The 22,312-nt window shown below is 33.8% G+C and carries 16 protein-coding genes; 4 read left to right on the top strand and 12 right to left on the bottom strand.

The features are described 5' to 3' along the window. Window positions 1-23: 23 nt before the first annotated feature. From obgE to AMQ68_RS14600, 6 genes are all read right to left on the bottom strand, one after another. Window positions 24-1,007 carry a GTPase ObgE gene (gene obgE, locus AMQ68_RS14575; protein ID WP_054511356.1) on the bottom strand — a complete coding sequence of 328 codons (984 nt, stop codon included), beginning with the start codon at window positions 1,005-1,007 and terminating at the stop codon, window positions 24-26. 84 nt (window positions 1,008-1,091) lie between these two features. Next, a complete protein-coding gene (locus tag AMQ68_RS14580) occupies window positions 1,092-1,670 on the bottom strand; it encodes an adenylate kinase (RefSeq protein WP_054511357.1) in 579 nt (192 codons plus the stop codon). A 154-nt stretch (window positions 1,671-1,824) separates the two neighbouring features. After that, window positions 1,825-2,379 (bottom strand): hypoxanthine phosphoribosyltransferase, encoded by a 555-nt coding sequence (hpt, locus tag AMQ68_RS14585; protein WP_054511358.1) that lies wholly within the window; start codon window positions 2,377-2,379, stop codon window positions 1,825-1,827. A 741-nt stretch (window positions 2,380-3,120) separates the two neighbouring features. Continuing rightward, on the bottom strand, window positions 3,121-3,522 hold the full coding sequence (locus AMQ68_RS14590; RefSeq protein ID WP_054511359.1) for a hypothetical protein: 402 nt from the start codon (window positions 3,520-3,522) through the stop codon (window positions 3,121-3,123). A 23-nt stretch (window positions 3,523-3,545) separates the two neighbouring features. Then, window positions 3,546-4,328 carry an alpha/beta fold hydrolase gene (locus AMQ68_RS14595; RefSeq protein ID WP_262483907.1) on the bottom strand — a complete coding sequence of 261 codons (783 nt, stop codon included), beginning with the start codon at window positions 4,326-4,328 and terminating at the stop codon, window positions 3,546-3,548. 247 nt (window positions 4,329-4,575) lie between these two features. Beyond that, window positions 4,576-5,196: a hypothetical protein gene (locus tag AMQ68_RS14600; RefSeq protein ID WP_054511360.1), complete on the bottom strand. Its 621-nt coding sequence runs from the start codon at window positions 5,194-5,196 to the stop codon at window positions 4,576-4,578. A 92-nt stretch (window positions 5,197-5,288) separates the two neighbouring features. Here AMQ68_RS14600 and AMQ68_RS14605 point away from each other — a divergent pair, with 92 nt between their 5' ends. After that, window positions 5,289-5,849, top strand: coding sequence for a hypothetical protein (locus tag AMQ68_RS14605; protein ID WP_054511361.1), 561 nt, complete (start codon window positions 5,289-5,291; stop codon window positions 5,847-5,849). Between the two features lie 98 nt (window positions 5,850-5,947). Next, window positions 5,948-7,234, top strand: coding sequence for an adenylosuccinate synthase (locus AMQ68_RS14610; RefSeq protein WP_054511362.1), 1,287 nt, complete (start codon window positions 5,948-5,950; stop codon window positions 7,232-7,234). Between the two features lie 483 nt (window positions 7,235-7,717). On the opposite strand, the gene AMQ68_RS14615 is transcribed toward AMQ68_RS14610, so the two are convergent. The 5 genes from AMQ68_RS14615 to AMQ68_RS14635 all read right to left on the bottom strand — a co-directional run bounded on the left by AMQ68_RS14615 (window position 7,718) and on the right by AMQ68_RS14635 (window position 16,256). Further along, the gene (locus AMQ68_RS14615) at window positions 7,718-9,577 is read right to left on the bottom strand and encodes a CocE/NonD family hydrolase (RefSeq protein ID WP_054511363.1); all 1,860 of its coding nucleotides are present in this window, start codon (window positions 9,575-9,577) and stop codon (window positions 7,718-7,720) included. A 92-nt stretch (window positions 9,578-9,669) separates the two neighbouring features. Continuing rightward, the gene (locus AMQ68_RS14620; protein ID WP_054511364.1) at window positions 9,670-12,441 is read right to left on the bottom strand and encodes a TonB-dependent receptor; all 2,772 of its coding nucleotides are present in this window, start codon (window positions 12,439-12,441) and stop codon (window positions 9,670-9,672) included. Between the two features lie 113 nt (window positions 12,442-12,554). Continuing rightward, the gene (locus tag AMQ68_RS14625; RefSeq protein ID WP_054511365.1) at window positions 12,555-15,257 is read right to left on the bottom strand and encodes an outer membrane beta-barrel protein; all 2,703 of its coding nucleotides are present in this window, start codon (window positions 15,255-15,257) and stop codon (window positions 12,555-12,557) included. Window positions 15,258-15,338: 81 nt separating this feature from the next. Further along, window positions 15,339-15,758 carry an SH3 domain-containing protein gene (locus AMQ68_RS14630; protein ID WP_054511366.1) on the bottom strand — a complete coding sequence of 140 codons (420 nt, stop codon included), beginning with the start codon at window positions 15,756-15,758 and terminating at the stop codon, window positions 15,339-15,341. A 6-nt stretch (window positions 15,759-15,764) separates the two neighbouring features. Beyond that, entirely contained in the window at window positions 15,765-16,256 is a 492-nt protein-coding gene (locus AMQ68_RS14635) for a BON domain-containing protein (RefSeq protein WP_054511367.1), read from the bottom strand. 218 nt (window positions 16,257-16,474) lie between these two features. Between AMQ68_RS14635 and AMQ68_RS14640 the strand changes: the two genes are divergently transcribed. Next, window positions 16,475-17,725 (top strand): dicarboxylate/amino acid:cation symporter, encoded by a 1,251-nt coding sequence (locus AMQ68_RS14640; RefSeq protein WP_054511368.1) that lies wholly within the window; start codon window positions 16,475-16,477, stop codon window positions 17,723-17,725. A 272-nt stretch (window positions 17,726-17,997) separates the two neighbouring features. Further along, window positions 17,998-18,711, top strand: a complete 714-nt coding sequence (locus AMQ68_RS14645; protein ID WP_054511369.1) for a phytanoyl-CoA dioxygenase family protein — start codon at window positions 17,998-18,000, stop codon at window positions 18,709-18,711. Window positions 18,712-19,469: 758 nt separating this feature from the next. On the opposite strand, the gene AMQ68_RS14650 is transcribed toward AMQ68_RS14645, so the two are convergent. Further along, the gene (locus tag AMQ68_RS14650) at window positions 19,470-22,271 is read right to left on the bottom strand and encodes a GH92 family glycosyl hydrolase (RefSeq protein WP_054511370.1); all 2,802 of its coding nucleotides are present in this window, start codon (window positions 22,269-22,271) and stop codon (window positions 19,470-19,472) included. Window positions 22,272-22,312: the final 41 nt, after the last annotated feature.

A 22,312-nucleotide genomic window follows, 5' to 3' on the forward strand; every position in this document is an offset into this window, starting at 1 on the left:
TTAATTTTATCTAAGATATTTTCCTATCCATGCAATTGCTTCCAGATAGCATCTTTCAGTTCCATAAGACCTTCTCCTGTAACTCCTGAGAAAAATAAAGGTTTTTTATTTTCGGGGAATTCTTTAGAGATTTCTTTTCTCAGTTCATCATCTAAAAGGTCAGATTTTGAAATAGAAACAATGAAATCTTTATCTAGCAATTCAGGGTTGTATTCTTTGAGTTCGTTTTCTAAAATTTTAAACTCTTGAAAATGACTTTCAGAATCAGCCGGAATAAGGAATAATAAGATGGAGTTTCTTTCAATATGTCTTAAGAAACGGTGACCAAGACCTTTTCCTTCTGCAGCACCTTCTATAATTCCCGGAATATCAGCCATTACAAAAGATTTGTAATTTCTGTAATCTACAATTCCTAAGTTGGGAGTTAATGTCGTAAATGCATAATTAGCAATTTTCGGTTTAGCAGCAGAAACAGACGATAAAAGAGTTGATTTTCCTGCATTAGGGAAACCTACCAATCCAACATCTGCTAAGATTTTAAGCTCAAAAACAATATAACCTTCCTGACCGTCCATTCCCGGTTGTGCAAATCTAGGCGTTTGGTTGGTAGAAGATTTGAAATGTTCATTTCCTTTTCCTCCTTTTCCCCCTTCCATCAAGATAATTTCCTGACCGTCTTCCATGATTTCGCCAACCACTTCTCCTTCTTCATTTTTAGCGATAGTCCCAATTGGAACTTCGATGTAAATATCATCACCGTAAGCTCCTGTAAGTTGGTTTTTAGCCCCATTCTGACCACGCTCCGCTTTAATGTGACGCGTGTATCGAAGAGGTAGTAAAGTCCATTCATGAGCGTTTCCTTTCATAATAACGTGACCTCCACGTCCTCCGTCTCCACCATCGGGTCCTCCTTTAGGAATATATTTTTCACGGCGAAGATGGGTAGAACCAGCACCACCATGACCGCTTTTACAATGAATCTTTACGTAATCTACAAAATTTGACATTTCTTATAATTATGAGTTATGAGTTATGAATTATGAGTTATGAATTTTTAAGAGAACTTATAGCCCATCACCCATAACTTTTAACTATTTTATTTTTTCTACTTCAGCAAAAAGCTTTTCAGAGATCTCGCTGATCTCGCCAACTCCATTTACCTCCACATATTTTCCTTGCTGCTTATACAATTCAGCTACTTCAGCTGTTTTTGCATAATATTCTTTTATTCTGTTTCCGATGATCTCTACATTGCTATCATCAGTTCTTCCACTTGTTTCACCTCTTTTCAGTAATCTTTCAACCAAAGCAGTATCTTCTACGATCAATGAAAGACAAACATCAATATTGTCATTCAATTCCTCTTTTACGATTTTTTCTAATGCTTCTGTTTGTGCAACAGTTCTTGGATAACCATCAAAAATAAATCCGTTTGTGTCGGTCGGTTTTCTCAATTCGTCAATCAGCATATCTGTGGTTACCTGATCGGGAACCAATTCTCCTTTATCAATGTAAGATTTAGCTAATTTCCCAAGTTCAGTATCATTTTTCATGTTGAATCTGAAAAGATCACCTGTTGAGATTTGCTTTAGGTTAAATTTCTCAATCAGATTCTGAGCCTGAGTTCCTTTTCCACTTCCTGGAGGGCCGAACAGAACAATGTTTATCATAATGTTGAAGCGCTTTGGCAATCGGCATTTAGCTTTTAGCTTTTGGCTTTTGGCGGTTTGCTTTTATGCTTTCAGCTTTGTTTAGTTAATATTTTACTTTTATTTCGATTTAATATTTAAAGCTAAAAGCCAGAAGCTAATAGCTATCGGCAATCTAATGATTAATTTGTCCGTCAGATAATTGATATAGATTCGGAAGGTTTCTTCCTAACTCATCATAATCTAACCCATAACCTAGAACAAATTTGTTCGGAATTTCTTTTCCGATGTAATCTAACTTGAAATCTTTTTTATAAACGTCCGGTTTCAAAAGAAACGAAGCAATTTTTACAGATTTTGGACGTTGCGTTTCGCTAAAATATTTAAAAAGACTTTCAACCGTATTTCCTGTGTCTACAATATCCTCTACAAGGATGATGTGACGGTCTTTTACGTCTTTCGTCAATTCCATTTTTTGATAAACAATTCCGGTAGATTCTGTTCCTGCATAAGAACTCATCTGGATGAAAGCAATCTCACAATTTCCTGGATAATGCTTTAAAAGGTCTGAGAAGAACATGATCACTCCGTTCAAAACGCCTATGAAAACAGGAACTTCATCCTTGTAATCTTCATAAATTTTTAAAGCTGTTGCTTTTACGATCTCCTGAATTTCATCTTCCTCTAGATAAGGAACAAAACTTTTGTCGTGAATTTGAATGCTTTCCATAAAAAAAATTAATAGTCGGCAAAGTTACGGATTTTTGATTAAAATATTTTCGTATTTTGTGATATTCAGACTTTATCCTTTTTTAGGGTAACAGATATGTTTATGAATGTTTTACGAAATAGCATGATTTTTGTCATTCCGCGGAATTAAGCGAAGAAGGAGTCTGTTTTTTTTGTAGATATCGCAACGTTTTTCCTGAAATTATTACATGAATTTTATTTGTAGATAAGTTGTACGAGATTAAATTTCAATTCTGTCGGTGATTTCATCCAATTTGTTAGAATTGCGTGAAAAGCTTGATGTTTATTTCTAATGTTGATATGTAAAACTAAGACCGTAGCCCCGATCGCAGCATTTGTTTGAGCTCATTTTCTTTTGCAAAAAGAAAATAGCGAGTGCGGAGAGCGGGAAATAGCTCCCGAAAAAATGAGTAATGGATTGAATAATATAGAAGTTAGGTTGTTGAAGTTTAACTTTAATTAAGAAAGAAATTATGCTTTTCCTACAAAACATATATTTAGTATTTTTTGAAGGAAATCGACTTTTTAATTCTATTAGAGATTTCCCAAGATGAGATTTTTTGAATGAAATTGATGTGGAGAAAGAGATTGTTTTAAACTAATAGAATATTTTACATGTTCTTTATCATTCCGGAGGAATCTCTATAATGTTATTTAAAAACAGAGTTTAGATTCTTCCGAAATGATATAAATCTAATGTTTTTTATAAAATTAAGTAAAGTTATTTTTGCTTTTCGGCGTTTGTTACCCATAGATCTTTCTCAAGATTATATTTTCTTGCAATATTTATATTGGATACTGTCCAGCTGAAATCGGCTTGTTTTTTATCTGCAATTTTGAGATTATAAATATTGTCTGACTTAAAAAAGTTTTCGCCATAAAATTCAGGACAACGCACAATCACGGGTATTACCTTATCGTGATAGTTTTTCATAGTTGTGGAAATAATTTCAAATTCCATAACTGTTGCAAAAGCAAAATATCCACAATTAGGAGGTAGAGAAACATTATTAATTAGTTTTCCTGTTATTTCGTATTTGTTTCCTTTAATTCTAGTTCTTTGTGATGAATATGCAGAGCTTATTAAAATAAATGCTAATGTAAATATGTATGTTGTTTTCATGGAGGCTCAAATAGCTTAATATTTTACAAATGCTTTGAAATCCAATGATCTATCTGATTCAATACATGTTCTCTAATTTCCTCATTCAATATTTCATGTCGCATTTCAGGATATATTTCCACTTCTACATCTTTGAATCCATCAAGTTTTAAATTCTCAACAGTTTTTGTTACTCCTTTTCCAAAATCACCTATGGGATCATTCTGTCCGCTAATGAATAGAAAAGGGAAGGACTTCGGAATGGTTTGTGCCCAATTTCTAACCGTTGCTTTTTTGTAAATACTAAATAACGCATAAAATGCATTGTAGGTGAAAGGAATTCCACAAAGTTCATCCTGAGAAAAAGCATTTCTATTGGCAGGATTTAGGCTAAGCCAGCTGGTATCGCTAAAGTCTTTATCTTTTTTGAATTGCTTATTATTAACATTCGTAAAAACAGAATTCAAAAAAGTACGGCGGCGAGGCGCAATGGCATTTGCTAATGATAAATAACCTCTTAATAAATCTATTCCGGGTAACGGTCCGCCCGTTCCCGTAATGATAGCTCCAGCAAATTTACCGCTCGCCCTTTGTAACAGACAACGCGTAATAAAAGACCCCATTGAATGTCCGAGAATAAAATGAGGAACATCCGGATATTGATCCATAAGATGTTTGCTTATTTTTTCTGCATCTGAAATCAATCTTTCATCCGGATGGTTAAGTTGAAAGAAACCAATATCTTTTTTATCCTTTACCGATTTTCCGTGTCCTAAATGATCATAAGTCAACACCGCGAATCCTCTATTAGCAAAATACTCCGCAATTTCTTAATATCTGCCACTGTGTTCCTGCATCCCGTGAACGATTTGTAAGGTCGCTTTTACAGGAATTGTTTGCGGAGAAAATAAAGTGTAGAAGAGTGGGGTTTGATCGTTTGTAGTTGTTGCTAAGTATGCGGATTGTTGTAGTGATTTCATGGTGGGGATTGTCTTTTGGTGTTTTGGAGAAGGGTTAAAGATATGTTTTTGCAAACTCTAAACCTAACAGGTTTTTAAAACCTGTTAGGTTTGATTATAGTGGCTGCTTAACCTCTGATAATGTCCAATCAAGGTAAATATCTTTATTAATAATATCCACAAGAAGATCTTCCAAGTTTTTGCAAAAATTTATTTTTAATATTAATGGGGATTTTATTAGAATTTCTTTTAATTCTTCTTCAGTATAGTAATGAGCAGTTGGATTATCACTATCGTATTGATTAGTTTTCCAGATTTTATGCTTTAATAGAACATTTACTATTCTTTCAATAATTAGTTCTTCAAAACCCATCTCATCTTCAACTTTATTAATTATTAAATCATACTTTCCATCCCAAATATCATAATCTTTATAGTAGACTCTTATTAGTCTTTCCTTATTCAATTGATTAATTATATGAATAAGACCAGGTTTTTCCCCTGTTGCACTTCCATAGGAAATTATTTTTTTACTTCTTTTTAAAATGAATAAAGGTCCATGTCCTACAAATTGGTCTTCAAATCTTAATGTTTCAAAAAACTTTTTAGATTGATAATGGAAACAAAATGTGTCATCAGTTTCATGTATAGTGTCTATTTCAACGATATCTCCAACTTTATTTAAAAGATATTCTCTGGCTATTTTTAGATATTCATCCTTAATGTTTTCCTGCATTTTATCTTAAATGTTTTTGAAAACTAAACTTACGGATTCCCGTTCAATAATTGTGAATTTTATAAGTATATTTGATTCAAAACAAATAAAAAATGAAGAAGATTTTAATACTAGGGACACTGTTATTCTTTTATTTAGCTTATTGCCAAGAGAGATTGGATAATTTGAATAAAGTCTTTGATAAGTACGAAAAAAAATATCAACAACAAAATAATCCTTATACAGAATCTTCAAATGATACTGAACAAATAAGGGAAATAAAGCAAGCTTTAAATACTCGTAGACAAAAACGAATTGAAATAAACGATTTAGCTAAAAAACAAGAAGAGGAAAGTAATCAATATCAAAATATTGCAAATAATGCTCTAAAGAGAGCTGCCAATTCTATATCACCGATTCCAAAAGCTCCATCTGATTTAATAGAAGCTGCTGAGACAGCAGGTAGAACTCCAGAGCAAAAGGCTTATGATAATGCAGCTCAAACCGTTGGTATTTCTAATGCGAATGACGGTATTATTATAGCAAATAATAATACCATCATTAAAACGGAAACTGAGACGAAAGAAATTAATAAAGAAATGATTTTAGCTTTTTGTTTTGTCGCTTTACTATTTCTTTTAATTATTATTCGTCGAAAAAAGATTAAAAATTAATGACTAAACTTTTCTAACTTAAAATAAAATCCACCACAAATTTGGTCACCCTATTTTTTAAAAGTAATTTTGCATGAATCTAAAAACAAAAGTAAAATATGTCAACTTACGTAGTTGTAGGTCTTCAATATGGAGATGAAGGTAAAGGAAAAATCACGGATGTTTTATCTGCAAAATCGGATTATGTTGTTCGTTTCCAAGGGGGAGACAACGCAGGTCACACGGTTTATGTGGGTGAAGAGAAATTTGTTTTGCACCTTCTTCCTTCAGGAGTTTTGCAGTGTAAAGGAAAATGTATCATTGCCAATGGAGTAGTGGTAAATCCTAAATCTTTCATTAGAGAAGTAGGCCAGATCGAAAGCAAAGGCCTTAGAACAGACCACATTTTTATCAGCAGAAGAGCGCATGTGATCATGCCTTACCACATCCTTTTGGATACTTACCGTGAAGAAGAGCACGGAGGAACTCAGATCGGAACGACTAAAAAAGGAATCGGGCCATGTTATGAAGATAAGATCTCAAGGATCGGTATCAGAATGGTAGATCTTTTAAATCCTGAAATCTTAAGAGATAAAATTGAGAAAAACTTAAAAGTTAAAAACTCACTTTTCGAAAAATATTACGGAAAGCCAACGTTGGATGTTGAAGAAATTTACAACGAATTTTTAGAGATTGGTAAACAACTTCAAGACAGAATCGTTGATACAGAGGTTGAATTGAACGAAGCAATCAGAGATGGTAAAAACGTTTTATTCGAAGGTGCTCAGGCGTTGATGCTAGATATCGACTTCGGAACATATCCTTACGTAACTTCATCTTCTCCATCTACAGGAGGAGTTTGTACAGGAGCTGGTGTGCCGCCAACTTCACTTAAAAACTTAATTGGTGTTGCAAAAGCATATTGTACAAGAGTAGGAAACGGACCTTTCCCTTCTGAATTAGACAATGAGCTAGGAGAAAGCATCAGACAGATTGGTGGTGAATTCGGAGCAACTACAGGTAGACCAAGAAGAACAGGTTGGTTAGACCTTGTTTCTTTAAAGCATGCTTGTATGATCAATGGTATCAATAACTTAGTAATTACGAAACTAGACGTTCTTACAGGAATTGAAAACCTTAAAATCGTAACACATTACAAAACTGAAGACGGAAAAATCATCGATTATTTCACTTCTTCAACAGAAAAATTATACAACTACGAGCCGATCTATCAAGATCTACCAGGTTGGGGCGAAGATCTTACACAAGTAAGAAGCTACGACGAACTTCCTGATAACGCTCAGAAATACATCGAGTTTATCGAGAAGTATTTGGGAATCAATGTTTACTTAGTTTCAGTAGGACCTGAAAGAAGCCAAAACATCATCAGAAAAGAATTATTCTAAGGAATATTTTCAAATAAATTTAAAAGAGACTGTCAATCATTGACAGTCTCTTTTTTCGTCATTGCGAGAAGCGAAGCGACGAAGCAATCTCATAATATAATTCCATTATCCAACATATTACCCATTACTCATTACTCATTACTCATTTTTTTGGGAGCTATTTCCCGCTATCCACTCATACTCCTTGCGCCAATGCGCTCCAACTCCTAAACCCTTCCACTTTTCCAATGCTTGCTGTGGGGTAACCGTTCCTATCGTGGCTAGGGGTTTTGTCGCCGTTTCAATTCTTCACAATGTAATCAACATTCCTTTTACGATTCTGAAAGGATATTAAAGACAATTTTAAAATTTCATATTTTCCATCTCTCGCAAATTTTGTAGATGATTATATTCAAAAAATCTGCGTCATCAGCGAGAGATAGAAACCAAAAATGGTGACCGATATTCTCGAAGTCACCATCAATATTGTAAAATTATTATTTCTTATTTCAGCACTTCCACTTCAATTGCGCTATCATCAAAAACCTTGATAAACGCTTTCGTGTAATCTTCCTTTGTTGCAAAATTCGGATTATCCATAAATTTCTGTGCATTAATAGCAAATAGAGGAAACCAGGTTGAACTTATTTGTATCTGGATTTTATGTCCTTTTTTGAAAGTATGAACCACATCTTGTAATCTAAAGTTCACAGCGGTTTTCTGATTCGGAACCAAAGCTTCTGCTTTTTCTCTGGAGTTTCTAAATTTGGCAGGCATAATTTCACTTCTTACCATTTGATGGTAGTTTCCATAAATCACACCGTCTTTCTTTTCTACAGGCTTGAAATCTTCAGGATAAACATCAATTAATTTCACGGCGAAATCTGCATCTGTAGAAGTGGAAGCAATATTTAATTTTGCCATAATTTCTCCTGCGAAAGTCATATCATCTGTTAAAACATCGGTTGTGAAAGTCAATACATCAGGTCTTCCTTCTGCAAATCTTTGATCTTCCGACATGTAATTTCTAGGTGTAAATCCATTAAAATCTTTAAGATTATCTGAACTTAATACCGGGTTGTTGGGATCACTATAGTATTCTGATGAACCTTGGCCGGCAGATTTTTTCAATGTTCCGTTTGTTAAATAGAAATTAACTTTTTGTCCTTCTTTGGGAGGATAAGTTGTAAACTCTCTCCATTGTTTTGCTCCGGTGTCGTACATCAAAGCTTCTGGAAGTCCGGCATCCTGTTTTGTATTTCCTTTTAGATAATGATTGAAAAATTTCGTTTCAATATTTTTTTGATAATAGGTAGCAATGCTGTCTCCAAAATAGATCTGATTGTGGAAGTGTTTTCCTTCTTCGCGTCCCCAGCCACCATGAGAAAAAGGTCCCATTACGATAGTATTCTTAGCTTTCGGACTTGTTTTTTCAATGGTTTTGTAAATATTTAAAGGTCCGGAAAGATCTTCAGCATCAAACCAACCACCAACAGTCATTACGGCATGATTCACATTTTTAAGATGAGGAAGAAGGCCTCTTTTTTGCCAAAATTCATCATAGTTGGGATGATTCATTATTTCGGTCATGAAGAAATTGTCTTTGTAATATTTCTCGTAACCATCTTTCAACGTTCCCATATCCCTATAAAATTTCAAACCATCTTCAGAGGTTGGTTTAATCATTGAATCTGAATACCAAGCTTTATTTTCGGCTTTTGTTTTCTGAACTCCAAATACAGGGAATGTTTTAAAATAACCTAACATAAATCTTCCGTTGTGAAGAAAATCATCATTCCAAAAATCGGAAATCGGAGCTTGCGGAGAAGATGCAACTAACGCTGGATGCTCTGCCAAGATTCCTACAGCAGTATAAAATCCGGGATAAGAGGTTCCGTATTGACCAACTTTTCCGTTGTTGTCTTTAATATTTTTTATTAACCAATCAATGGTATCGTACGTATCGGTACTTTCATCCACATCTTTTTTCGTTTTATGATCCACCTGCGGCGTCATATTGGTAAAAGTTCCTTCGCTCATATATCGTCCGCGAACATCCTGAAATACAAAAATATATTTGTCATTCATCAAGTATTGATTCGGACCAATCTTGGTTTTATACTCATTTTCACCGTATGGAGCAATGCTGTAGCAGGTTCTCTGCATTAAAAATGGATATTTGTTCTTATTAGAAATATCTTTAGGAATATAAACTGCGGTGAAAAGTTTCGTTCCGTCCCGCATAGGAATATACATTTCCTTTTTGATGAAATTATCTTTCACAAACGAATCAGTGGGTGGTGTACTTTGAGATTTACCAATAATGAAAAAGAGAATGCATACAATTGAAATAGGGATCTTCATGAATTTAATTTGCTGCTAATTTAAAAATAAAAAAACTTTAACTGAAATTAAAAAAAGGATGGAAGTTTTTCCATCCATTTAATAATCATAATTTATTTACCTGTCATTTTCTTTCCTGCAAATTTGTTGAGCTTCATCGTTAATGAAAACATGATGTATCGTTTTAAAATCAGATCTTCACGGTCTTCAAAATTGGTATTTGAAATGGTTCTTTTTACACTCTGATTTTGGTTTAAAACATCATATACTTTCACTTTGGCGGTAAGCTGTTTGTTGAAAAAAGCATATCCTAAACTCGTATTCCAGAAATAGAAATCTCTTTTGAATCCGGGAGCAATATTTGAATTGGTGTTGTATTCAAAATCATTTCCAAAAACAAGATTGCTTTTAAAAATATAGTTGGTGAGTTCAAGTTTTAAAACTTGATTGGCTGTTTCTACCTTGTCAATACTGTAATTGGTATAATTTGAGAGGCTATAGCTCATTTTGTATGATGGCTTTATGGTGATCTTATCTTTTATTTCATAAGTAAGGTTCAGTCCTGGATTGATGTTGTAGTTATTGCTAGTAAATTGCTGACTATTAATAAATCCTCTCCCGTAACTTAGATTCATATTAAATCTTGGGTTGATGGTAAGTTTATTTTCTTTCCATTTAAAAGTTTTACTAAATCCACCGCCGAGATTGAAGTTTTTACTTCCACTTACATTGGCATACGTCACAAACTGTTTTCCTGATTCGTCATAATAAGAATAATTAATGATATCATTATTGCTATAGGTGAAGCCGGCATTCATATAGTAGGTGATGTTTTTCACGAGATTAGAATTATTAAAATAAAGATAAGTTCTGTTTGACCATGTGTTTTTCAACTCAGGATTTCCTTGATAAATAATTAACGGATTAGAGTAATCTTTGTAAGGAGTAAGCTGCTCTGCAGTTGGAATCGTGTAATCTGAAGAATGATAAACGCTTAATCTTTTACTTTTTGAAAATTCATAATTAAGACCTAGATTATAGTTGGGAAGGGTAAAGTTTTTCTGGAGGTCATATTGCTCACCACTATAAATAGAATGTACTTTCATATCAGAAATATCAACGGCAATAGAACCCCACATATTGACTTTGTTTTTATTGACCGCTAAAGATAATTCCGGAGAAATTTGGTTGATCTTCTGATTCATACGGTTGGATAAAGGCATATTGTAATCTGAATATTCTCCTGTATTTTCATTGAAATCATTAACATTTCTTAGGTTACGATTGAGTTTTGAACTGTATTTCATTTCAAAATTTATCGTTGCAGAATCAGAAATAGGTTCTGTATATCCTGCACTGAAATTATATTCATTGATCTGTTTTTTATTCTTAGCAAATTGGTTTCTGATGTCGTTTGGGTCTGTACTTTGGTAAAAAATCGTTTGTGACTTATTCAGATTATCATTTTTTGACTCTGAAATTGTAGTATTTATATTCGCATAAACAAGTCTTTCTTTCTTCTTAAACTTTTTTGAAAAATAAATTTTAGGGCTAAAACTGTTGCTTTCTGATTTTATACTGGTATAAGAATCACTTTGATTAAGAAGTGTATTATCTTTTGATGTATTGGATTGTAAAGTGTTAAAATTAAAGCCTTCCGATCTGGAAAATGTTGGGGAGATATAAATACTTGTAAGGGAATCCAGCTTTATTTTGGCTGATGTATCCAAATTATATTGTTTAGATTCGTTTTCACCATTACTTTCTGAGTTGGTTTTCAAGGTGGAGTCTGGAAGTAACGTCGTTCTGGAAACTTTGGATTGTGTTTCCATATTGTTGTTAGAATGCATCAAACTAAAACGATCAAGGTCTGCATTTTTTCCAAACTTGTCGTTATAGCTTATTCCTATAGTGGTAGATTTTTGAATTCCTTTATTGTTGTTTCCCCCTTGCACATAATAGGTATTACCTCCTACAGTATTTATACTTCCGCCTTGCATCAGCCAAGAGTTTCTGCCGTGTCCCATGCTGTCAAAAACCTCATCACTGGAGAAACCTTGTGAGTTGATATTGTTTGAGGAGGCCAGAATACTGATTTTGGTATCTTTTTTAAAGTAACTTAAAAGTCCACTTCCTTCATATCTTTTATCAGTTCCATACCCAAGAGTGAGTCGGGAAATTAATCCTTTATTTTTCTTTTCATCAATATTAAAATTAATGGTAGCATTGTTTGATTTTGCTGTTTTTCCATTCAATTCTTCTTCTTGGGTTTTTGTCGTGGTGAACTGGATATTTTTAATAATATCTGCAGGAAGATTTTGTAGGGCAATTTTACCATCTTTATCAAAAAAAGGTTTTCCATTGATCATAACTTGATCTACTTCTTTCCCATTGACCGTTATTTTTCCTTCGTTACTAATTTCAACTCCGGGAATTTGTTTTAAAAGTTCTTCAATCTTACTGTCGGGACGAACTTTAATGGCTGAAGCATTAAACTCAATTGTATCTTTTTTAATTTTTACGGGCGAAACCGTAATTTTTACTTCATCAATATTCGTGATTGAATTTTTATCAAGTTCAATATCTCCCAAAGACAATGAATGCTCTAATTTTTCTAGAGTTTTGGTATAAGAAACTAATTTTTCTGCATCAATTTTTAATAGCGCTGGTTCGCGTAATTCATCCGTTTTCAAAGAGAATTTCCCTTCTCTATTGGTTGCGGTATAATTGATAATGGAAGAATCTTTCTGTTTAAGAAGGTAGACGGTGGCGTTTTCGATTGGTTTCTTTTCAAAATTTGAAACTTTCCCGTCAATACTCAGTTTTTGGCCTGTTAAAATACTCATGTTGATGACAAGAATCAACAGTAATAAAGGTTTCTTCATCTTAATGTGTTTGTGTTTAGGGTTGTAAAATACAAAAAAACACTTCTAAAACAAAAGCGTTTTCTGTAATTTTTGTATTAAACAATGAAATTAGCGATCTATAATCTATGCAATTACTCTACTTTCTTTCCCGCAAATTTATTCAGTTTCATTGTTAGAGAAAACATGATGTATCGCTTTAAAATAAGGTCTTCACGATCTTCAAAATAAGAATTGGTAATCGTTCTTTTTACACTTTGATTCTGGTTTAAAACATCATAAATTTTAACTTTTGCAATCAATTGTTTATCAAAAAAAGAATAGCCTAGACTTGTATTCCAGAAATAATAATCTCTTTTGAATCCCGGAGCAAAGTTGGAACTTGTATTGTACACGAAATCATTTCCAAATACAAGATTGCTTTTTAGGACGTAATTTGTAATCTCTACTTTTAATGATTGGTTGGTGGTTTGTACTTTACCAATACTGTAATTTGTATAGTTTGAAGAATTATAGCCGATTGAATAGGATGGTTTTACCGTAAATTTATCGGGGATCTCGTAGGTAAGATTGATCCCAGGATTTATACTATATGAATTGCTTGTAAATTTTTCATCATTAATAAAGCCTCTTTTGTAATCATAAGTCATATTAAAGGTGGAATTAATGGTGAATTTACTTTTCTCCCATTTATATGTTTTGGCAATATTTCCTCCTAAAGCAACGGTTTTATTCCCGCTAACATTGGCATACGTTACAAACTGCTTTCCGGAAGCGTCATAATAGGAAAAATTGGTGATGTCATTGTTGATATAACCGAAATCTATATTTAGATAATAAGAAAGGTTTTTTATGAGATTGAAATTACTGAAATAAAGAGAGGCTTTATTGGCCCATGTACTTTTTAGATCGGGGTTCCCCTGATAACTCACGAGAGGATCGGAAAGATCTAAATAGGGAATTAACTGGCTAGCGGTAGGCGTTGTAAAACCTGAATAATTGGTTAAAGTTAATCTCTTAGCTTCGGAAAATGCATATTGAAAAACGGCATTGTAATTAGGAAGGAAAAAACTTTTCTGTAAATCATATTGTTGCTGATTAAAAATGGAGCTCATTTTCATATCAGAAATATCAAGACTTAGAGAAAACCAAATATTGAATTTCTTTTTGTTGACCGATAACGTTAATTCTGGAGAAATCTGATTGATCTTCTGATCCAGACTGTTGGACAAAACGGAATTGTATTTTGAATATTTCCCTGTATTCAAATCAAAATCATTAACCTCTTTAAAATCACTGATCAATTTTGCCTGATACCTAACATTAGCAGTTAAGCTCACAGAATCAGAAATGGGTTCGGTATAACCTGCCGTGAAGCTGTAATCACTATTCTGGTTTTTATTTTTAGCGAGTTGATCTCTGTTGTCATTGAGGTTGTTACTTTGATAAAATATCGTATTTGATCTGTTGAGGTCATTGTTTTTAGATTCAGAAATAGACGTGTTGATGCCCATACTGGCTGTTCGTCCTTCTTTTTTAAACCTTTTAGAAATATATATATTAGGACTAAATGAATTATTTTCTGAGTTGGAATTGGTGTAAGCATCACTTTCGTTCAGAAGAATATTATCTTTTAAAGTGGTTGAGGTAGAGTTGTTAAAACTGAAACTCTTGCTTTTAGAAAAAGAGGGCGAAAAATAAATATCAGTGAGTGAATCCAGTTTTATTCTTGTTGAAAAATTAAAATTATACTGTTCGGTTTCGCTCTCACCTTTTGCTTCAGAATTTGTTTTTAGGGTAAAGTCGGGAAGGAGGGTCGTTCGTGAAACCTTTGACTGAGTTTCCAGATTATTTTTAGATTGTAGCAGGCCAAAATTATCCAGATCAAAATCTTTTCCAAATTTATCATTGTAATTAAGCCCTATCATCGAAGATTTTTGGAGCCCCTGTTTTGTTTGAGTTCCTCCATTATTTCTCATACTGTCAAAAACCTGGTCACTGGAATAGCCTTCAGAATTGATATTATTGGATGAAGCCACCACACTTATTCTGGTATCATTTTTAAAATAGCTTAAAAATGCATTGCCTTCATATCTTTTATCGGAACCGTAGCCAAGAGTAAGCCTGGAAATAAGTCCTTTATTTTTCTTGTCATCAATGGTAAAATTAATGGTGGCATTTTTTGATTTTGGTGTTTTTCCACTTAATTCTTCCTCTTTGGTTTTGGTCGTTGTAAATTGAATGTTCTTGATAATATCAGCCGGAAGATTTTGTAAAGCGATCTTACCGTCTTTATTAAAGAAGGGTTTCCCATTGATCATGATCTGATCTACTTCTTTACCGTTTACCGTAATCTTTTTATCATTGCTGATTTCCACACCGGGAATCTGTTTTAGAAGTTCTTCAATTTTACTGTCGGGGCGTACTTTTAATGAAGAGGCATTAAATTCTATGGTGTCTTTTTTTATTTTAATCGGGGAGACCTTAATTTTAACTTCTTCAATAGAGAAAACGGCATTTTTTTCGAGCTCAATTTCTCCTAAAGAAATAGATTGGTCTATTGTCTCGAAGTTTTTGGAAAAAGAACTCAGTTTATCAAAATCAATTTTTAAAATAGTAGGAATATCCAACTTATCTGTTTTCAGAGAAAATTTACCTTCTTTGTTGGATGCGGTATAGTTGATGATGGAAGAATCTTTTTGTTTTAGGAGGTAGACTGTAGCATTTTCGATAGGTTTCTTTTCAAAATTTGAAATTTTACCGTCGATGCTTAATTTTTGAGCAGCCAAAATACCCATGTTGAATACAATAATCCACAGCAATAGAGCCTTTTTCATTATAATGTGTGTATTTCTAGGGCGTAAAAATAAAAAAACACCTCCAAAGTAGAGGTGTTTACGATTAATATTTTAAAAATATTAAGCTTTCAAATATCTTGAATAGGCGTAACCTTCTTGTCCGTCAGCGCTTTTCACTTTCCACCAATCGTCAGAAGTCTGCTCAATTAATGTAACTGCAGAACCTTTTGCCGCTTTACCAACAACAGCAGCTTCTGTAGAAGGCTCCTGTCTGATGTTGAGGTTAGAATCTTCTGTAGCAACTGTAAGAGATGCTCCTGCAGAAAGACCTGAAATCTGTACGTCAATATTAATATCAGTTGCAGAGTAAGTAGAATCAATAGCTCCTAAAGCATTCCAAACAGCATCTTTTGAAGCCGTGTTTGAAGCACTTCCTGAAACATAAAGAATTCCATCTTGTTCCTGAACCTGAAGGTTTGCAATTCCAGCTGACTGAGCAGCAGAGACTACGCTTGAATATTTATCTTGTAATGTGCTCATTTCTAATTATTTTACAACTAAGTTATTATTATATTTTCCAACTTTCAAAGCATCTACAGATTCTTTGATTTTTCTTGCTTGTAGAGCAGATACATTTCCTGTAAGCGTTAGAGTTCCATTTACGGCCTCTACTTTTACAGATGGGAAATCTTTAAGAGCATCTTTTACTTTCTTTTGAACAGCAGGATCTAGCGCTGAAGTAGTTTCAACCGGAGCTGCAGCTGCAGGAGCTGCCTCAATAGTTGCCATATCATGCACTCCTTTAATACCGTTGATTGCTTTAAGTTGAGCAATCATAGCATCTTTAGAAGCCTGATCAGCAAAAGTTCCGCTTAAATGAGCCTGTCCTTCTTTTACTTCAACAGAAGCACCCGGATTAGAGGTTACGATTGTTGTAGCTTGAGTCTGAAGATCAGCATCAGAAACTTTCTTTTTACAAGCAATTGATCCGAAAGATACTGCTATAGCCAATGCAGCCATTGCGATAGTTTTTTTCATATTGTATATTTATTTAATGTTGTTAATACAATCAAATGTAATAATAAAATTTATACCAAAAGGATTAAAATTAGAGAAATGTTTCTTGTTTTTTTTTCAATATTTTATAAATCAGACTATTAATTTTAATGTAATATAAACTTAACATAAATTTATTACAACTTTAATAAATTCTACACCAATTAAAAAACTATTATATTTGCGAAACTTGAATTTATATGAAAGGACAAAATAAACTTTTTATAGCAATTATCATTGCACTTCTTATAGGGGTAGGAATTGGTGGTGTGGTGCATATGCAGTATCCGGAAAGCGCCGAACCTTTTTCTAAAAATATCAAACTTCTGGGAACCGTTTTCATTAGGTTGGTACAAATGATTATTGCCCCTTTGGTTTTCACAACATTGGTCGTGGGAATTGCTAAAATGAGCGATATTAAAATGATCGGAAGAGTAGGAACAAAAGCCATGTTATGGTTTATTTCTGCCTCTCTGATGTCTCTTTTTATTGGTTTGATCCTTGTAAATTGGCTTGAACCGGGACATGTAACTAAACTTCCTATTCAGGACGTATCTTCTGCTGAAGAATTATTAAAAAGCAGCAAAGGATTTTCTATGGAAGATTTTGTGAAACATGTTGTTCCTAAGAGTATATTTGAAGCTTTTGCAACCAATGAAGTATTACAAATTGTAGTATTCTCCATTATGTTTGGTGTGGCTTTGGCTAATATGGGTGAGGAATATGCGCAACCGGTTATCAAATTATTTGATATTGTAGCCCATGCGATCCTTAAAATGGTAGCCTATATTATGTGGTTTGCTCCGCTTGGAGTTTTAGGAGCTATTGCAGCTGTAGTTGCCGTCAATGGTTTTGAAATTTTTAAAGTATATGCCATTTATCTAAGAGACTTTTTCTTTGCATTAGGGGTTCTTTGGTTGGTTTTATTATTGGTAGGTTATCTGATTTTAGGAAACCGCCTTTTCGAATTATTAAAAAGAATAAAAGCACCTTTATTGATCGCTTTTTCTACCACAAGTTCAGAAGCTGTATTCCCTAAATTGGTAGAAGAATTAGAACAATTCGGATGTAATAGTAGAGTCGTATCTTTCATTTTACCGCTAGGATATTCATTCAACCTGGATGGAAGTATGATGTATATGACGTTTGCGTCAATTTTCATCGCTCAGATTTATGGAATTGAAATGACAATCGGACAACAAATTACCATGCTTCTAGTACTTATGCTTACCTCAAAAGGGATTGCAGGAGTTCCAAGAGCTTCTTTGGTCATTATTGTAGCAACGTGTTCAATGTTTGGTATTCCACCAGAAGGGATTGCTTTAATTTTACCAATTGACCATTTCTGTGATATGGGAAGAAGTATGACAAACGTTTTAGGAAATGCGTTAGCCACTTCTGCTGTTTCGAAATGGGAAGGACAGTTGGATAATCCCGGTGTTGAAGTATAAATAATAAATTTTCAATATAGCGAAGGCTAAAGAATGGTCAATAGTGAATTTTTAAGATTCATTATTGACCATTTATTTTTTATTTGAAGCTATTCCCGCTTTCCATTACAATCTTTTTTTTTCAAAAAAGGATTTTCATTTCTATCGGGGCTAGGTAGTTGTCTTTCTTTCAAAATTTGTCATTGCGAACGAAAAATATTCTCACTGATTGTAAAGAAAATCTTTGCGATCTTTGTATTTAAAATAGATTCAATAAAAAATCAAATTATTAAATGAATTTACAACATCATAAAAATTCAATTTCTGAAAATGGCTTCACAGTGATCAATACGATCTTTTCTGATGATGAAATTGATAGAATTACAGATGCCATTCAAAATATAGATACCTCCAAAGATACTTTCAGGAAATCCGAAGATCTGTTTGCGATAAGACAATTCCTGAAAGAAATTCCAGAGGTCAATGAATTGATATTTAATGAAAATATTAAAAAAATAATCAAAGAAGTTTTCGGGGATAAATATGCTGCTGTAAAAAGTATTTATTTTGATAAGCCTGAAAAATCAAATTGGTATGTTGCCTATCATCAGGATCTAACGATTTCTGTGGATAAGAAACTTGAGTTGCCTAATTTTGGACCTTGGACAACCAAACAGAATCAGTTTGCGGTTCAGCCGCCATTAGATATTCTTGAAAATATTTTCACGATTAGAATTCATTTAGATGATACTGATGAAAATAATGGAGCCTTAAAAGTAGTTCCACAATCACATGCTAAAGGAATTTATAGACCCGAAACAATAGATTGGAGCGTAGAAACCGAAAAGATCTGCAATGTAGAAAAAGGAGGAGTTATGATTATGAAACCTTTACTTCTTCATGGTTCTAATAGAACGACCAATGGTAAAAAAAGGAGAGTGATTCACATTGAATTTTCTGATAGAGAACTTCCGGAAGAGCTGAATTGGTCTGAAAGGATGAATTAAATCCAGAATGTCATTCTGAATGAAACGAAGTGTAGTGAAAAATCTATTTTTCTCCCGCAGATTATACAGATCTCGCAGATGTTTGTGTTAAAAAATCTGCGTAATTTGCTAAATCTGCGAGAATTAAAATAAAAACAAAACCTCTTTCAAGCCGAAAGAGATTTATTATTGAGTATCAATTTTAAAATTACTTCACAGAAATCTCATCAATAAAGATATACGATTGCCCGCCAGCAGCTTGATGCCACTCCGGAAGAGTTGAATTAGTCTGAAAGGATGAATTAACCTCTGAATGTCATTCTGAATGAAACGAAGTGTAGTGAAGAATCTATTTTTCTCCCACAGATTACACAAATCTGCAGATTTTTACGTTAAAAAATCTGCGTAATTTGCTAAATCTGTGAGAATTAAAATAAAACAAAACCTCTTTCAAGCCGAAAGAGGTTTATTATTGAGAATCAATTTTAAAATTACTTCACAGAAATCTCATCAATAAAGATATACGATTGCCCAGCTCCCTGATACCACTCTGGAAGAGTTGAATGAGTATAAAAGTATGAATTAACACCCTGATGTCATTCTGAACGAAACAAAGTGTAGTGAAGAATCTACTTTTCTCCCGCAGATTACACAAATCTCGCAGATGTTTACGCTAAAAAATCTGCGTAATTTGCTAAATCTGCGAGAATTAAAATAAAATAAAAACAAAACCTCTTTCAAGCCGAAAGAGGTTTATTATTGAGTATCAAATTTTAAAATTACTTCACAGAAATCTCATCAATAAAGATATACGATTGTCTGCCAGCACCTTGATGCCACTCCGGAAGAGCTCCGAAATGATAAGCTTTTACTTTAACATAACGAGCTTCGGTCGGAAGAATATCTGTCCCGAATTCTTTAGTCTGAACGGTTTCATTTTTGGGATCAACTGTATTGTCAACCGTTTTTAAAAGAATGAAATCTTTACCATTCATAGAAGCATAATATTCTACTTTTTTAGGCATCATAATCCATGCTCTGCTGTCCTGAAGGTAAGTTGAAGATAATTTTGTGATCTGTTGAGGTGATTTCATATCAATAATTGCCTCGAAAGTTTGCCCTTGATAGCCTATCCATTCTCCTTTTCTCCAGTTGATATCTCCGCTAATGCCATCAATTAATGATAACTTTCCACTTGCGCTATATTGTGGCGTGGGAGTGGAATTGACGGTGATATCCCAATTATTCGGTCTTCTGTTGGAATTGGCTGTTACGACTGAACTTTTCTGGCCTTTTCTTTCAGCATACGCAGAAACTTGGGTTGTTTTAGTGATCGTAAATGGTTCTTTATACGCTTTAAAAGTCTTTCTCACATTTGCATCGCCCGCATCCATTGTCATAAAATATAATTTATCATTGGGATGTAATGCAGTGATTTCAACTTTCGTAGAGAAATCGAAAATTCGGTCTGCTTTAATAACCGGAGAAGCAGTCAGTTCTTCATATTTAAAATCTTTGAATGATTTTGTATTCTCAAAACCTAATTTCTTAAGCTCTTCTTTACGGGTATTTTGGGTGATTGTTCTTGTTGTTCCGTCTTCTAAATGAATTGTAACCTCATCAAAATAAGGCGTGTTAGTCTGCCATTCGGGTAATCCCGGAGTGACAGAATAAATACCCATTGAACTTAAAATATACCAGGCACTCATCTGCCCACAATCTTCGTTTCCTATCAAACCATCTGGAGTATTTTTATAAAAATGATCAAGAATATATTTGATTTTTGCATCTGTTTTTTCCGGTTTATCAACATAATTGTACAAATAAGCAATATGATGACTTGGCTCGTTTCCTTGGGCATATTGTCCCATTAAGCCTGTGATATCCACCTGTTCTCTTCCGGTAGTTGTATTGGGCGCAGAGAAAATGGCATCAATAAATTGTTCAAATTTTTCTTTTCCTCCGTGTGCTGCGATCAATCCGGGAATATCTTGCTGAACAGAATAGGAATAATGCCACGAATTTCCTTCTGTATAATTGTTGTTTACTTCTCTAGGTTCAAATGGTTCATACCAATTTCCGTTTTTTCTGGGCTGCATAAATCCGTTCTTTGGGTTATAAAGGTTTTTCCAGTTTTGAGAACGTTTCATGAAATACTGGTAATCTTCTTTTTTACCTAAAATTTTGGCCATCTGAGCGATGCACCAGTCGTCATAGGCATATTCAACTGTTTTAGAAACGCTTTCATGTTCGTCATCAATAGCGATATAATTATTTTGCTTGTAAGCATTTAATCCGAAAATATCCAACATGGCCGAATGTTTAGAAGCCTGAAATGCTTTTTCGTAATCAAAACCTGTAATTCCTTTTGCCATGGCATCTGCAATTACAGAAACCGAGTGGTAGCCAATCATACATTCCGTTTCGTTGGAAGCGAGTTCCCATACGGGTAATTTTCCGCCTTGTTCGTATTGTTTAATGAAAGTATTGATGAAGTCGGAAGTTTTTTTTCTATCAATTAAAGTCATCAAAGGATGTGCTCCTCTGAAAGTATCCCATAGCGAAAAAACCGAGTAATAATCGAAATCTTTTGCGGTGTAAAATTTGTTGTCGCGGCCTCTGTATTTTCCGTCAACATCCATATTGATATTTGGCTGTGTGAAAACGTGATATAATGCAGTGTAGAAAATAGCGAGTTTATCTTTATCGTTAGATTTAACTTCAATTGTAGACAATTCTTTGTCCCAATCTGCAACTGCTTGCTTTTTGATGGTTTCAAAATCATTAGACTGACCTTCAGCTAACATATTTTTTCCTGCACCTTCATAACCTGTTCGAGAGAGGGCCACTTTTACATTAATTTTTTCACCTTTTTTTACTTGAGTTGAAAATGCTAAAGCCAATTTAGTTCCTGTAAAAAGATTATTTTCTTGTTTTCCATTCACTTCTTTTTTTGAAATTTTCAAAGGTTTTGAAAACTCTATTCTTGCGTAAATGTATTGGTTGGTTGCCCAAGCTTCACTTCTTCGGAAAACTTCAATGGTTTTATCATCAATTATTTTAACCTCGCCTTCCAATAATTTATCTCGGTGATTTAAATCTAAAATAATGTTGGCGTTTCCTGCATTGTTGAAAGTGTATTCATGATAGCCCACTCTTTTTGTTGTGGTTAAACGAACATCAATATTGTTTTTGTCTAGCTTAACAGCATAAAATCCTGCCGAAGCTTTTTCATTGTTGTGGGAAAATTTTGAAGAATACTCTTTGCTGTCAACGCTTGGATTTCCCATAGTAGGCATCAACATAATATCGCCATAATCTGAAACTCCGGTTCCGTTAAGATGGGTGTGCGAGAATCCATAGATTACAGAATCTGAATAATGATAGCCACTACAACCATCCCAACTTCCGTCGACTCTGGTATCGGGTGAAAGTTGTACCATTCCAAAAGGAACGATAGCTCCGGGAAAGGTGTGTCCGTGTCCGCCGGTTCCTATAAAAGGATTTACATACTGCGAATAGTTTTGGGCATACGCAAGAGAAACAAAGAATAAGGAAAGCAGAGAAAGATATTTTTTCATAAAAAGGAGAGCTATTTTTAAGGTGTTGCCAATATATAAAA

The sequence above is a fragment of the Chryseobacterium sp. ERMR1:04 genome, assembly GCF_001297705.1.
GTDB lineage: Bacteria > Bacteroidota > Bacteroidia > Flavobacteriales > Weeksellaceae > Chryseobacterium.